Annotated in this window: 14 protein-coding genes; 11 read left to right on the top strand and 3 right to left on the bottom strand. The window is 41.6% G+C overall.

Annotation, left to right across the window (positions count from 1 at the left end; genetic code table 11):
- The first annotated feature begins 8 nt into the window (after positions 1-8).
- The 5 genes from P1X15_RS00795 (at position 9) to P1X15_RS00775 (ending at position 3,583) form a co-directional block, all read left to right on the top strand.
- A complete protein-coding gene (locus P1X15_RS00795; protein ID WP_277336237.1) occupies positions 9-593 on the top strand; it encodes a hypothetical protein in 585 nt (194 codons plus the stop codon).
- Positions 594-716: 123 nt separating this feature from the next.
- Complete coding sequence (locus P1X15_RS00790) at positions 717-1,781, top strand: DUF3500 domain-containing protein (RefSeq protein WP_277336236.1); 1,065 nt, start codon at positions 717-719, stop codon at positions 1,779-1,781.
- A 132-nt stretch (positions 1,782-1,913) separates the two neighbouring features.
- Positions 1,914-2,393, top strand: a complete 480-nt coding sequence (gene ribH, locus P1X15_RS00785) for a 6,7-dimethyl-8-ribityllumazine synthase (RefSeq protein WP_277336235.1) — start codon at positions 1,914-1,916, stop codon at positions 2,391-2,393.
- Positions 2,394-2,399: 6 nt separating this feature from the next.
- On the top strand, positions 2,400-2,990 hold the full coding sequence (gene hisH, locus P1X15_RS00780; protein ID WP_277336234.1) for an imidazole glycerol phosphate synthase subunit HisH: 591 nt from the start codon (positions 2,400-2,402) through the stop codon (positions 2,988-2,990).
- Between the two features lie 2 nt (positions 2,991-2,992).
- Positions 2,993-3,583 carry a methyltransferase domain-containing protein gene (locus P1X15_RS00775; protein WP_277336233.1) on the top strand — a complete coding sequence of 197 codons (591 nt, stop codon included), beginning with the start codon at positions 2,993-2,995 and terminating at the stop codon, positions 3,581-3,583.
- A gap of 13 nt (positions 3,584-3,596) precedes the next feature.
- Here P1X15_RS00775 and P1X15_RS00770 read toward each other — a convergent pair whose 3' ends face one another.
- From P1X15_RS00770 to thiL, 3 genes are all read right to left on the bottom strand, one after another.
- Positions 3,597-4,337, bottom strand: coding sequence for an outer membrane beta-barrel protein (locus P1X15_RS00770; RefSeq protein WP_277336232.1), 741 nt, complete (start codon positions 4,335-4,337; stop codon positions 3,597-3,599).
- 161 nt (positions 4,338-4,498) lie between these two features.
- A complete protein-coding gene (locus P1X15_RS00765) occupies positions 4,499-4,912 on the bottom strand; it encodes a cytochrome B (protein WP_277336231.1) in 414 nt (137 codons plus the stop codon).
- Between the two features lie 43 nt (positions 4,913-4,955).
- A complete protein-coding gene (gene thiL, locus P1X15_RS00760; RefSeq protein WP_277336230.1) occupies positions 4,956-5,987 on the bottom strand; it encodes a thiamine-phosphate kinase in 1,032 nt (343 codons plus the stop codon).
- A gap of 193 nt (positions 5,988-6,180) precedes the next feature.
- Between thiL and msrA the strand changes: the two genes are divergently transcribed.
- The 6 genes from msrA (at position 6,181) to P1X15_RS00730 (ending at position 13,958) form a co-directional block, all read left to right on the top strand.
- A complete protein-coding gene (gene msrA / locus P1X15_RS00755; protein WP_277336229.1) occupies positions 6,181-6,834 on the top strand; it encodes a peptide-methionine (S)-S-oxide reductase MsrA in 654 nt (217 codons plus the stop codon).
- 238 nt (positions 6,835-7,072) lie between these two features.
- Positions 7,073-7,735, top strand: a complete 663-nt coding sequence (locus tag P1X15_RS00750) for an ABC transporter ATP-binding protein (RefSeq protein ID WP_277336228.1) — start codon at positions 7,073-7,075, stop codon at positions 7,733-7,735.
- A gap of 91 nt (positions 7,736-7,826) precedes the next feature.
- The gene (locus tag P1X15_RS00745; protein WP_277336227.1) at positions 7,827-9,098 is read left to right on the top strand and encodes a TolC family protein; all 1,272 of its coding nucleotides are present in this window, start codon (positions 7,827-7,829) and stop codon (positions 9,096-9,098) included.
- Positions 9,099-9,346: 248 nt separating this feature from the next.
- Positions 9,347-10,060, top strand: a complete 714-nt coding sequence (locus P1X15_RS00740; RefSeq protein WP_277336226.1) for a hypothetical protein — start codon at positions 9,347-9,349, stop codon at positions 10,058-10,060.
- Positions 10,057-12,828, top strand: a complete 2,772-nt coding sequence (locus P1X15_RS00735) for a TonB-dependent receptor (RefSeq protein WP_277336225.1) — start codon at positions 10,057-10,059, stop codon at positions 12,826-12,828. The genes P1X15_RS00740 and P1X15_RS00735 overlap by 4 nt, the downstream gene beginning before the upstream one ends.
- Before the next feature lie 11 nt (positions 12,829-12,839).
- Positions 12,840-13,958, top strand: a complete 1,119-nt coding sequence (locus P1X15_RS00730; RefSeq protein ID WP_277336224.1) for a DUF4249 domain-containing protein — start codon at positions 12,840-12,842, stop codon at positions 13,956-13,958.
- Positions 13,959-13,969: the final 11 nt, after the last annotated feature.

The raw sequence follows: 13,969 nt of genomic DNA, 5'->3' as shown, positions 1-13,969 counted from the left end.
CCGAAACTATGAAAACACATTTTTCAACTACGTTCTTTCTCTTTTTTCTTGTTTTAGCGGTCAATGTAGGCTTTTGGAGTTGTAAAGAAACAAATCCATATGAAGTGGAAAGTTATTTTTCTAACAACGAAAAAGATACTCTCCTAGCCAACATTATTACTTACACGAGTGCTTATGCCAAAGGAGCGTCCAATGCAACTCGCTTTGAGCCTTCGTTTCGTAAAGAATACGTAAGTAGATTAGGGCAGTTTCGATTTGCCAACTATTTCGTGGCTCCTGATTCTACCCACTATTTTTTTATTATTCGCCCCGTAGGAAGTGGTATGTACCAAAGAGGAGTAGGGGGTAAATTCAAAATGGGTAAAGACCTCATGCCCGTCGATTATGAAGAACTCTGGTGTACGCCCCATTTCAAAAGCGATACCACCGTAAAAGAGCGAGGTGGGTTTTTGTTTAAAGCAATGATTAAAGAAGGAAACATAGACAAGTACCTGACCATGAAGCATTATGTCGAATGGCCCGATTCAACTCTTGTTTATGATAAAAAAATAAAAGAATGGGTCGCAACCAAACCAATGTTGCCCCAACCTTAAGATTTCATATTGGTGTCAGATTGTCAAAAAAGCCGAGGGCAGCTGTCCTTGGTTTTTTTATTGGAGTAGATTTTCGGAATAAATTCATTTTCAGATTGTTATTCCTTAATCATCGCTTCTGTCATGAGAATACCTTTTATCTACCATTTTACTTCTCGATGGCTTCTTTTTTTTGTCATCATCTGCTTCAATATTGCCAATACCGTTGCTCAAAAAAATATCAGCACTGATATTCAAAAAGCTACTGAAGTGTTTTTACAGGGGCTTTCAGCAGAGCAAAAAAGCGTAGCCAATTTACCTTTTGATTCTGAATGGCGTTTTGATTGGCATTTTACGCCTCGGCAGCGCAAAGGGCTTCCTCTCAAACAGATGGACGCCTCTCAACGCCAAGCAGCTATGCAAATCCTAAAAACGACCCTCAGTGATAAAGGACTAGCAAAAGTAGAAGCTATCATAGGATTAGAACAGGTGCTACGCCAAGTAGAAAAACGCCCCGACAATGATACCTATCGAGACCCCGAAAATTATGCTTTCCTTGTTTTTGGAACACCCGACTCCAAATTGCCTTGGGGTTGGCGCGTAGAAGGGCACCATCTTTCTTTACATTTTACAATCATAAACGGGAAAATTCAGTTTTTGCCTAGCTTTTTTGGAAGCAACCCCGCCGTTGTGTTGCCGGGCTATGTACAAGAAGGAAAACAAGTATTGAAAGAAGAAACCGAAAGCGCTTTTCGTTTATTAGCATCATTTGACGAGCAACAGCTCGCTCAGGTCATTATATCAGATAAAGCGCCTTACGAAATCATCACAAGCAATTCCCGAAAAGTAAACCTTCAAACAAGAGAAGGTTTGTCGTTTGGAAAAATGACCTCTTCTCAACAAGCTATTTTTAAAGAATTGCTGAATGTTTATTTTAGCCGTTTTCATGTTACGCTCAAAAATCAAGCTCTCCACCGCATCAGCCAAGCCAATCTCAACGAAGTGTATTTTGCATGGATGGGAGACCAACGTCCCGAACGAGGACAAGGAAAGGGGTTTTATTATCGCATCCACGGCCCTACATTTTTGATAGAGTACGACAACACCCAAAACAACGCCAACCACGTACATTCGGTCATTCGTGACTTAACCGATGACTGGGGAGAAGATTTATTGAAAGCACACTACGAAGCCGCCCACAAAAAATAAAGCATACCGAAGCATGACCTCCAATTTAATGAGTTTAGAACTGATGAAAAAATAGAAACTTCGCTGCAATACCCTAATTTTGTGCGAGACATTGGCTCTTGTTGTCAATTATTTTCTAAAATACTCATCGAAATGTCATCAGCCCACAAAAATTTAAGTGTCTTTTCCACCGACGGTTTGCCCGATATTAGCGGCAAGCGATTTGTGATTGTAGTAGCCGAATGGAACGCAGAAGTCACCGAAGCACTTTATGAAGGAGCGCATAAAACCCTGCTTGCTTACGGTGCTCATCCCGACAATATCAAAAAAGTAAGCGTTCCGGGTAGTTTCGAGTTGAGTTTTGGCTCTCAAGTGTATGCCCAAAAAACCGAAGTGGATGCTGTGATTGCCATTGGGTGTGTGATACAAGGAGAAACCAAGCACAACGATTACATTAATCACGCCGTAGCACATGGTCTCACTGATGTAGCCTTGAAATACAACAAGCCTGTGATTTTTGGCGTACTTACTCCCAATACCCTTCAGCAAGCTCTCGACCGTGCAGGTGGGATTCATGGCAACAAAGGCGACGAAGCCGCTATTACTGCTATCAAAATGTTGGGCCTTCAATAAAAAGCAATGAAAACAGTTATTATCAAATACAATGCAGGCAATGTGCAGTCGGTCATGTATGCTCTCGACCGCATCGGCGCTCAGTACGAATGGACCGATGACCCTGACACCATTCGTTCGGCCGATAAAGTGATTTTTCCGGGAGTAGGAGAAGCCAGTACTGCGATGGCTTACTTACGCGAACGGGAGCTTGATAAACTTATTCCTTCGCTTCGCCAACCCGTATTGGGGACTTGTGTAGGAATGCAACTTATGTGCCGTTATTCGGAAGAAAATGACACTACTTGCATGGGAATTTTCGATGTGGATGTATTGCGTTTTCCGGCGACAAAAGGTTTTAAAGTCCCCCAAACTGGTTGGAACGACATTTACGATTTAACAAATCCGCTTTGTCAAAGCCTTCACGAGCACGACTACGTATATTATAATCATGGCTACTATGCACCTCTATGTAAACAGACTGTAGCTAAAACAAATTATATTTTGGAGTATTCGGCCATGCTTCAAAAAGATAATTTTTTTGCGGCTCAGTTTCACTCCGAAATCAGCGGAAACGTAGGACAAAGGATTTTTGAGAATTTTCTTCAACTCTCATAAAGGTGGAAATTCTGGACAAACAATATTGGGACAACCGCTATCTCAATCAGCAAATAGGCTGGGACATAGGCTATGTATCTACTCCGCTAAAGCAATATTTTGAGACCCTTACCGACAAAAATATTGCTGTCTTAATTCCAGGAGGAGGTAATAGCTACGAAGCTCAGTATTTACTGGAATTGGGTTTTGCAAACGTAACGGTGGTTGATATTTCGGAAATAGTGTGCCAAACGCTTACCGAAAAATACAAAACTCAAGGATTAAAAGTAGTTTGTCAGGATTTTTTTCAACATGAAGGTCAATATGATTTGATTGTAGAACAGACCTTCTTTTGTGCTTTAGAGCCGCAGCTGCGTTCGGCATATTGTCAAAAAATGCGGACTTTGTTAAACACAAAAGGAGTATTAGCAGGTTTGCTTTTTAATCGCACTTTTGAAGGTGGTCCACCTTTTGGTGGAACAAAAGAAGAATATCAGCAACTCTTTACCGAAGCAGGATTTGAGATGATTTTTGACCTTCATCCCCCTTCCATTCCCGCAAGACGTGGTAGTGAAGTGTTTTTTAGGGCTTTCTATACTTCCTTAATTGAGTAGAGCTTGATAAGCGTTATTTCACCTTAACAGGAATGTTGTATCGAATTCCTACTCCAGCCGTAAACCCTGAACCTTTTGATACAAATTCGGCATTTTGAGTTGGTTCTTGATTATTTCTGATAGCAACTTTTACTTGAGCAATATTGACAAGCCCCATCATCTGACGGGCATATACGCTGAGAGTCCAACGACGCGACATCGCCCAATTAAAACTCGCTGAGACTTCCGCATTGATAGAATGCTGCCGTACCACATTGGCGGTACCACTATACACAAGTGAATCAGTCCAAGTATGTCTGTTGGTCGTAATGACTCCACTAAAAGGTTGCGCACCTAATGTACTGCTGGCCGAAACATACTGTAAGCCGGCTCCAAGATGAGCGTCTAATTGGTCATGAAAAACCCTTACTCGCCACAGAGCACGCACTGGCAAAGCTACATATTGAAGTGAGCTAGTGCCGATAATACGGTCTTTTTGATAAAGGTAGACAAGATTGAGAGGAAGTGAATAGACACCTGTTTCAACAGATAAATAGGGATTTAATACTCGACCTACTTTCACTCCATACATAGACATAATCCCAGACCCTCCGGCATTATATGTACTGAGCTCTCCCGCAATCATACGCGTATGACTGCTAAATACCCCAGCATCTGCGCCTACATACCAGTTGCCGCGAAAAAGCCTCGCTTGACCGTATCCCGACAATGCAATCAAACATAACAATCCAACAATCACGTAGCAGTGTTTCATAGGAATGGGAGGGTTAGAAATCTGAAACAGAAGCTAATGTACAAAAATATCAAATCCGTTTGACAAAAGAAGATTACTTGTTTAACAAACGGTATAAAAATCTCGTCTGAAGGGATAAATTATTGATTAAAACTATGCTCCCTTCAAACGAGATTGCGATATTAGAACCATCCAGCGCCTAAATTACGGAAAGGCCAAGGAATAGAAATCAAAATAAGAAGTAATGCTATTGAATAGTACGCAAATACCTTACCGTGGTTGAGTTTTTTGGCTTGAGAGTGTCCAATAGTGATTAAAACAATCGCCACTAGCATTCCTACAATATGCTCTACTGTATAAAACCGATAAAACTTATCGCTCATCATATCAAAACGTACCTTTACTCCAAAATCAAGTGCATATAGTATGAGTCCTATCAATAACTGTGTATGAGTGGCAATCATGGCAAATAAGTATATTTTAGAATAAGGGGCATTGCGTTCTCCACGTTTGCTAAAAGCCACGAAGATAGCCGCAATCAAAAGGCCTAAAACCACATATCGAAGGCCAGAGTGTGCACGGACAAGAATTTCCATAGATTCGTTTTTTGTTTGGGTGTTTATGAGTTTGATTAGCGTATTATTTGCTTAAATGTTGCCATCCCTGTGCCTGAATAGGGAAGCGCCCTCCTCCTTTGGTTATCAACTCTACTTGGTCGGGTTGGTTGGTCATAAATCCTACAAAGCTTATATGAGGTGAGTTTTTGATTTTTTCATAATCGCTCTGTTGAATCGTAAACAGCAGTTCATAATCTTCACCGCCGTTGAGAGCGCCCGTGAGAGGACTAAGTTTAAATTCATCGTTGGTAAGATATGTCTCATCCGCAATCGGAAGATTTTCTTCAAAAACTTGCGCTCCTACGCCCGATTGAGTACACAAATGAAGTATCTCTGAGGCAAGCCCATCTGAAATATCAATCATAGAAGTAGGTATCACGCCCGCATCTTGTAGCTCATATACAATGTCGGTGCGGGCCTCTGGTTTGAGTTGGCGACCTATTAAATACGATTTATCTTCGAGTTGAGGCTGCATGTTGGGGTTTTCCAAAAACTCCCTTTTTTCACGTTCGAGTAGTTGCAAACCTACATAAGCGGCTCCTAAATCTCCCGTGACACAAATAATGTCATTGGGTTTAGCGCCATTACGGTAAGCTATTTTTGATTTTTCAACCACTCCAAGGGCTGTTACCGAAATCACTAATCCTGAGCGAGAAGCAGTAGTATCGCCTCCTACCAAATCCACCTTATAGGCTTCGCAAGCTGCTTGAATTCCCGCATATAGCTCATCGATTGCTTCGACTGAAAACCGATTGCTAAGGCCTACGCTCACAGTCACTTGCCGAGGGATACCATTCATGGCCGCAATGTCGGATACATTGACCGCGATAGCTTTATAACCTAGGTGCTTGAGTGGGGCATAGCTAAGGTCAAAATGCACCCCTTCTACCAACATATCGGTAGATACTAGCAAGTACTCGTCCGTGCCAGTATCAATGACGGCGGCGTCGTCACCAATGCCCTTGATAGTCTGCGAAAGTTGGGGGGTAAATTGCTGATTTATACGGCTAATCAGCCCAAATTCACCTATAGTAGATAGTTCAGTTCGAGTCATTTTAAGAAAGATGTCAGATACCCGACATTTGTTGTAAAGTAATAGTTGAAAATTTGCATTACAAAACTTTTTGGCGCAAAGTTCGTTAAATCAAAGTCTTTTCCCGTATGTACTCCCAAAACGTTCTGAGATTTATGGTAAAGTAAGCAGCATCTTATTGAGAACTTAATCACTTCTTTTTTGTTAAAATAATATGGAGACACTCATCAAAAAAATCCTTTTAAGCGTGTTGACTTTTTCTGCTCTTACGTCTTGTGGGCAGCAGTCAGCCAAAAAAATCGAACAGATGGAAGATAAAGCAAAAACCATGACTGGTCTGGCAACGGCAACTTTTGGAACGGGCTGTTTTTGGTGTACCGAAGCAGTATATCAAGAAATGGAAGGGGTAGAATCGGTAGTATCGGGATATTCGGGAGGGTTTGTTGAAAATCCCACCTATGAGCAAGTATGTGGCAAAGCTACGGGCCATGCAGAGTGCGTAGAAATTAAATATGACCCTAAGAAAGTATCGTATGTGGAGTTGTTGGAGGTATTTTTTCGGGTACATGACCCTACAAGCAAAGATCGCCAAGGCAACGACGTAGGGCCACAGTATCGGTCGGTGATTTTTTATCATGATGCTGAGCAAAAAGCCCTTGCCGAAAAAGCGATCAAAGAACTCAATGCATCGGGCGCATTTAGTAAGCCTATCGTGACAGAAGTATCCAAAGCCGTGAAATTTTATCCTGCCGAAGACTATCACCAAAACTTTTTCGCCAATAATCCCACTCAAGGATACTGTGCGTTTGTAGTAGCTCCCAAAGTGGATAAATTTCGGAAAGTGTTTAAAGAAAAACTAAAACACTAAGAAGCTAGAAACTTTAGTGTTAGTGATTGAAAAAGCCCATTTTTTGGGCTTTTTTTGTGTCTTCATTCCAAAGTATGGGACTTGAATAAGCCGTCCGAAGGCGTACAAATATTGTCCGTTTTCGGACGTTTTTGTGGAACTACAACAAATCAACTATCTGATTTTCAGTAGTATAAATTATTGGCACAACTCATGCAAACTATTAATTATTATTTTTAATCACTCAGCAGCAAGGTTCATGATTCAGTTAAACGGTATTTCAAAGCATTATCCCGCAGGTTTCGGTAAAACGTACGTACTGCGAAATATTAACCTAGACATTCAAGAAGGAGAATTTGTATCAATCATGGGTCCGTCGGGTTCGGGCAAGTCCACTCTTTTACATATTTTGGGCTTGTTGGAAGAGCCTTCCGAAGGTCAGTACTTGTTTTTGGATGAAAAAGTAGATAGGCTTAGTGAAAAAAAACGTACCGAGCTTCACAGGCATCGTATCGGATTTGTGTTTCAGGCTTATCACTTGATTGATGAACTCACGGTATATGAAAACATAGAGACACCATTGTTGTACAAAGGAACCTCTTCGTCGGAGCGCAAAAGTCGGGTGGCCGAATTGCTTGACCGTTTCAATATCGTTGCCAAAAAAGATTTGTTTCCTAGTCAGCTGTCGGGTGGGCAGCAGCAGCTTGTAGGTATTGCCAGAGCGATTGTACATGAGCCTAAAATCATTTTTGCCGATGAACCTACTGGCAACTTACACTCCGAACAAGCCAAAGAAATCATGGAGTTGTTTAAAGAACTCAATCAAAAAGATGGCGTTTCGATTGTACAAGTAACTCACTCAGAAGTGAATGCCGAATACGGAAATCGTGTGATAAGATTAAAAGATGGCTGGATTGCCTAAAAAAGTGACTTAATAGTCTAATTGTATATTTGTCAGGATGATGAAAGCATCTAAAATTAAATTTCTTTTATGCTGTGCATTATTACAAGCCATGAGTGGCTATGCACAAAAGGCTTTGACGCTGAAAGAGTGTGTTGAATTGTTAACAAAAAACAACCTCACTTACCGCGAAAGTCAGCTACAGGCGCAAAGTGCGGGGGCACAGTTGCAGCAGACCAAATCGCTTCAGCTCCCCCAGCTAGGTTTCAACGCAGGTCAAAACTTAAATTTTGGTCGCAGTATTGATCGTTTTACTAATTCATACATCGACCAAGTGTACAATACCAACGGGATAGGCGTAGGTATGCAGATGCCTCTTTTTCAGGGGTTTCAGATTCAGCATCAAATTCAGCAGGGTATTGCACTGAGAGATGCCGCGCTGAAAAACCAAGAAGCTATTCTTAATCAGCAGATTATTCGCTTGCTGCAAGCTTATGTACAAGTGCTGGCAACAAAAGCACTCTATGAAGCGGCACAAGAGCAGGTGGCATCGTCGCAGCAACAAGTAGAGCGGGTCGAAAAACAAGTGAATGCGGGGACTATCGCGCTCAATACCCTCTATGAAATCAAAGCTCAATTAGCCAATGATAAGTTTGACGAAGTAACAGCCCGAAACAACGAAGAAATAGCTCGTCTTACTCTTTTTCAATTGATGAATTTACCACCAGATAAAAGCATTGTTTTCCAGCCCGTAGAAGATGCTGCTACAGCTTTGAGTGCTCCTCCATCGGCCGATGCTATCTATGAAGATGCTATTAAGACTTTTCCAGAGGTGAAAAGTGGCGAATTAAGACTAAGTAGCTTTGCAAGCCAAATCAAGGCAGTGAAGGCCGCTGCCCTTCCCTCGGTAGATTTGTCGGCTAGTTTTGGTGCCTTCTATGCCTCTTCTAATTCGGAAAGAAGTTATTTTAAACAACTAGATGCAACCCGTAACGGTTCTTTGAGCTTAGGTCTGAATATACCCATTATGGGGCGTTGGCAAATCAGACCAAGGGTGGATGTAGTAAAAGCTCAACAGCAGTTGGCACGTAATCAGGTAGATGTAGTAAAGCAGGTGTTACGTCAATCTATTGAGCAAGGGGCCCAACAACTAGCCGCTGCCACTGACCGATATGCAGCAGCTAAAAGTCAAGTAGAATCGCTAACGGCCAACTTTGCCGCTGCCGAAAGCCGTTTGGCGGCTGGTACTGCCAATGTTTTTGAATACACTTTGGCCAAGGCAAATTTGGCGCGAGCCCAGGCCAACGAAATTCGGTCACGTTATGAATATGCCCTACAGCGGCAAATCATCGACTTCTACCAAAAAGGTAGGTGGGAGTTTTAAAAGAGCGTTTATAGGATTAGAATGTTTATACCGTCAGCGGTGGCTTTAAGTAAAGCCACCGCTATTGTATTTTAGAACATAGTTACCCAATTAAAGCTTAAAATACAAACAAAAAAATGCAACACACTCCTCTTGGGAAGCGTAAATACTCATAAATATTCAAGTTTTTGAAAATCAACAATATTCATAGCTAAGTAAAATAAAAGTTTTACTACTTTTAAATAAAAAAACGGCTTTATTCACACTCTATGCACAAAACTCTACTGTTTTTAGGGTACTCTGTTTGCGCAGTGCTTTCTTTAAAGGGGCAAAATGTACCCTCGGCCACAATCGCCGATACTCCTCTTGCACTTTACAAGGCCGAAACTCGCCTGTCACCTCATTTGTATAATGGCAATCGCTATCATATTTATGATAGTCGCTCTAAAGACCATCAATTTTTTGAAACCGAAACCTGGCAGGATGGTTCAGTAGTCTATGACGGGCAGTTGTATGAACCTATAAACATGCTCTACGACATTGTGAAAGACAAAGTAGTAGTGCGTCATCAAGAAAGAATTGGTCTGGTGCAGCTTCAAAGTGAGCGTATCAAAAGCTTTAGGGTACTGGAGCATCAGTTTGTAAGATTGGAAGCCGATCCGCAAAGTGGAATCAGTGTAACTGGTTTTTATGATTTGTTGTACAGTGGCAAAACGGCTCTTATTGTACGCCGAACCAAGCAAAGGCAAGAGCAAATAGAGAGTAATAAAGTGACTGTAAGCTTTCCAGAAAAAACATTTTATTATCTTAAAAAAGACGACAAATACCATATCATACGCTCTAAACAAGCGGTTTTGGGGCTATTGAAAGAGGACAAAAGGGCTTTAAAACGGCATTTGAGAGACAAAAAAATAAAATACCGTAAAACCACAGAACTTGCACTTATCGAAATAGCCACACAGTACGACAAACTTCACCCATGAAACAGCGTTATACGATTTTTACTTTATTTTTTGTGTTTGGGTATGCTTTGGTTTTTGCTCAGTCAAAATCCGAAAAACGCCTAACAGGGCGATTTAATGACGTGCGGTTTGAACAGTTTGTCAAAGAAGCCGAAACCCAAACAGGCTGTTATTTTTACTATGACCCATCACAGCTCGATAGTCTAAAAATAACCCTTGATGCCAATAATGAGCCTTTGGTCAGGGTCTTGTTGCAGGTATTCAATGGTACTGATTTCAAATTTTCGATTGATGACAAAGACCGGGTTTTTGTGACATCCGATCAAGCGATTATTACAGAGCTCCCCGCCGATTTGTTTGAAAATAATACCTCAGAAAAAGAAACAGATAAAAACTTATACGTAGCTCCTACTACCGAAGAGCAAGATAGGCTACTATCTACCGCCGAAAGCAAAACGTATAATATTGGGGTGCAACGGCAGCGTATTATTGAAGGAAAATCTACTCTGACGGGATATGTGAGAAATTCTCAAACGGGCGAGCCTGTCATAGGGGCCTCTGTGTATATAGAATCCCCCTCTATAGGTGCTTCGACCGATGCGCTAGGGCTGTTTTCATTGACAATTCCGCGCGGCAAGCATACCCTCAAAATAAAAAGTATAGGTATGAGGGATACCTATCGGCGGATTGTGCTATATGGCGACGGCAAGCTTGATATTGAAATGCAAGAAAGTGTAATGGCTTTGAAAGAAGTATCGATTACGGCCGGAAAAGATGCCAACGTAGCAGGTACCCAAATGGGGCAAGTAAAGCTCAATATCAAGACTATGAAGCAGGTTCCGACAGCTTTTGGCGAAACAGACTTGCTGCGTACTGTCCTTACCCTTCCAGGAGTAAAGGCCGTGAGCGAAAGTAGCGTAGGGCTCAATGTAAGAGGTGGCTCTACCGACCAAAACCTCATCTTGTTCAACGACGCGGTCGTTTATAATCCTTCTCACCTTTTTGGTTTTTTCTCCGCTTTTAATCCTGATGTGATTAAAGAAGTTGAACTTTACAAAAGTACGATTCCCTCCAAATACGGAGGGCGTCTATCATCGGTATTGGAAATCAATAGCCGCGACGGTAATAAGAAAAAATTTGTGGGCTCAGGCGGGATTGGCCTCCTTACGGGACGTTTTGCGGTAGAAGGACCCATTATCAAAGAAAAGTCATCTTTTATCTTGGGCGGTCGCACTACCTATTCAAACTGGTTGTTTAGGCGATTAGACAATAATTCTTTTAATAAGAGTACCGCCTCTTTTTATGATATAAACTTACAAGTCAATCACGAAATCAATGAAAAAAATAGTATTTCTTTGACGGGTTATCTGAGCAAAGACCAATTCAAGCTTTTTGGGGATACGGCCTATAGCTACCAAAATCATCTGGCATCTATCAAATGGAAGCACACTTTCAATTCTAAACTCTACGGGGTTTTTGTAGGGGCATATAGTCATTATCAATATACGGTAGGCAGTGAGAGGGTTCCTATCAATGCCTTCAATTTGAATTTTGATATTAGTCAAACCCAAGGAAAAGCAGATTTTACTTACTTTTTGCATCGGCAGCATACACTTGATTTTGGAATTACATCTACGCATTATAAACTACATCCTGGCACGCTCCAGCCAGTGGGTGGGGAGTCGTTGTTGATACCCGACATCATGGAGGCGGAGCAAGCTGTAGAAAGTGCTATTTATATTGAAGATAGGTTTGATGTAAGTCCTCGACTATCGCTAGCGGGTGGGATTCGTTTTTCGATGTTCAATTATTTAGGCCCCAAAACCATCACTACTTATACCGAAGGGCTTCCTATCGAGAAGCCTTATGCCTCAGGTAGTGAGACTTACAAAGCAGGCCAAAACATCAAAACCTATCAAGGGCCAGAGTTTAGAGTATCGGGACGGTATTTTCTTAACAATTCTACTTCTCTAAAGGTAAGTTATAATACTACTCGTCAGTACATTCATTTGTTGACCAATACAATGGTAATGTCGCCAACAGACATCTGGAAATTGAGCGATCCTTATATCAAACCCCAAGTAGGAAGTCAATGGGCTTTGGGGCTTTATCGTAATATGAGAGGCAACAAACTAGAGATTTCTATTGAGGCATATTATAAAAACATTCAGCATTTTCTGGATTATAAAGGAGGCGATTCGTTGATTCTCAACCACCGTATTGAGACGGCAGTCATTTCTACTACTGGAAAAGCATACGGGGTAGAATTGATGCTGAAAAAACTTACGGGTAAGCTTAATGGCTGGGTAAGCTATACCTATGCTCGCTCTTTGCTCAAAGCAGATGACCCTACCGCATCGGATGTACCCAACAAAGGTGAATATTATCCAAGCAATTATGACAAACCGCACGATTTTACATTGGTGAGCAATTATAAGTTTTCGCACCGCTTTAGTCTTTCGTTCAATATGACGTATAGCAGTGGCCGCCCTTATACCCCACCGATTGGAAAATATGTGCTCGAAGGGGTACCACGGATTTATTATGCCGACCGCAACCAATTCAGGATTCCTGATTATTTCAGGGTTGATTTTTCAATGAATGTGGAAGGAAATCACAAAATCAAAAAACTAGCGCATAGCTCCTGGACCTTCGCCGTGTTTAACTTATTGGGACGTAAAAATCCTTCGTCTGTTTATTTCCGTACCCAAAATGGCGTAGTAAACGGATATATGCTTTCAATTTTTGGGCAACCCATCCCCACCATTACTTATAATTTTAGATTTTAGCTTTAAAGCTTATGAAAACCTTTTTTGGGATTGTGGCGGTATTGATAGTAATGTTGGGGTTAGAAGGCTGTATTGTACCCTTCTCACCTCCTGAAGTTACGGCCGCTGACAAGTTTTTGGTAGTAGATGGATTCTTGAATACTGGAGCAAAAGACAGTAGCCGTATTCAGCTTAGTTATACGCAGCTCGTTACCAACAAAAACGCTTTTACGGCTGCCGTAGGAGCCCAAGTGATTGTAGAAGGAAATAAAGGAAGTGTTTATAACTTTACCGAAATAGGAAAAGGACTTTATCGCCTGGCACCCAGGGCTTTTAACGAAGCCGAGCAGTTTAGACTCCGTATCCGCACTTCCACTCGCAAAGAATATGTCTCATCCTACGTAGAGGTCAAACAAACCCCACCTATTGATAGCATTACTTACAAAATAGCTGCCGATAAAAGCGCCGTCCAAATCAACATCAATACCCACGACCCGCGCGCCAAAACCCGTTTTTATCGGTGGAAATTTGAAGAAACTTGGGAATACCGGATGTCACTCTATTCTTTGTATGAAGTTAAAAATAATTCCATTATAGACCGAGTCGAAAATATCAACACTTGTTGGAGTTCTGAGAAGCCATCTACAATTCTATTGGCTTCCACCATAAAGCTTACACAAGATTTGATTAGAGATATTCCTATCACAAATGTCCCGACTTCGAGTAATAAAATGCTTGTTAAGTATAGCATTTTAGTAAAACAATATGGACTTACGCAAGAAGGATTTGAATACTGGACAAACCTCGCCAAAACCACCGAAACCACCGGCAGCTTGTTTGACCCACAACCCTCCCAAGTCACAGGCAATATCAACTCTACTAGCGATTCGCAAGAATTGGTGTTTGGTTTTTTTAGTGCCGTAACGCCCCAAGAGCAGCGGATATTTATTACTCCTTCATTGGGACGATACGAATGGTGCGTTCCGACAGACACCCTCAGTGCAGCAGAAGCTCTCAAAACTCACGACCTTCTTTTATCAGAGTATTGGCCTGAGGGAGCGAGGGTTCCTCAATATATCACAGGCGACCATGCTTGCACAGATTGCCGCACGCGAGGTGGCACCATCATTAGACCTAGTTTTTGGCAATAAAAATGCTTTTT

It is taken from the genome of Runella sp. MFBS21 (assembly GCF_029433105.1).
Taxonomy (GTDB): Bacteria; Bacteroidota; Bacteroidia; order Cytophagales; family Spirosomataceae; genus Runella.
The sequence above is the reverse complement of the archived record's forward strand: the minus strand, read 5'-3'. Positions and strand labels throughout refer to the sequence as shown.

What these genes read in the sequence shown, in the direction of transcription:
- P1X15_RS00745 (WP_277336227.1), top strand. Translation starts at nt 7,827, where the DNA reads ATGAGTGGCTATGCACAAAAGGCTTTGACGCTGAAAGAGTGTGTTGAA.
- msrA (WP_277336229.1), top strand. Translation starts at nt 6,181, where the DNA reads ATGGAGACACTCATCAAAAAAATCCTTTTAAGCGTGTTGACTTTTTCT.
- thiL (WP_277336230.1), bottom strand. Translation starts at nt 5,987, where the DNA reads ATGACTCGAACTGAACTATCTACTATAGGTGAATTTGGGCTGATTAGC.
- P1X15_RS00750 (WP_277336228.1), top strand. Translation starts at nt 7,073, where the DNA reads ATGATTCAGTTAAACGGTATTTCAAAGCATTATCCCGCAGGTTTCGGT.
- hisH (WP_277336234.1), top strand. Translation starts at nt 2,400, where the DNA reads ATGAAAACAGTTATTATCAAATACAATGCAGGCAATGTGCAGTCGGTC.
- P1X15_RS00735 (WP_277336225.1), top strand. Translation starts at nt 10,057, where the DNA reads ATGAAACAGCGTTATACGATTTTTACTTTATTTTTTGTGTTTGGGTAT.
- P1X15_RS00770 (WP_277336232.1), bottom strand. Translation starts at nt 4,337, where the DNA reads ATGAAACACTGCTACGTGATTGTTGGATTGTTATGTTTGATTGCATTG.
- P1X15_RS00795 (WP_277336237.1), top strand. Translation starts at nt 9, where the DNA reads ATGAAAACACATTTTTCAACTACGTTCTTTCTCTTTTTTCTTGTTTTA.
- P1X15_RS00790 (WP_277336236.1), top strand. Translation starts at nt 717, where the DNA reads ATGAGAATACCTTTTATCTACCATTTTACTTCTCGATGGCTTCTTTTT.
- P1X15_RS00765 (WP_277336231.1), bottom strand. Translation starts at nt 4,912, where the DNA reads ATGGAAATTCTTGTCCGTGCACACTCTGGCCTTCGATATGTGGTTTTA.
- ribH (WP_277336235.1), top strand. Translation starts at nt 1,914, where the DNA reads ATGTCATCAGCCCACAAAAATTTAAGTGTCTTTTCCACCGACGGTTTG.
- P1X15_RS00740 (WP_277336226.1), top strand. Translation starts at nt 9,347, where the DNA reads ATGCACAAAACTCTACTGTTTTTAGGGTACTCTGTTTGCGCAGTGCTT.
- P1X15_RS00730 (WP_277336224.1), top strand. Translation starts at nt 12,840, where the DNA reads ATGAAAACCTTTTTTGGGATTGTGGCGGTATTGATAGTAATGTTGGGG.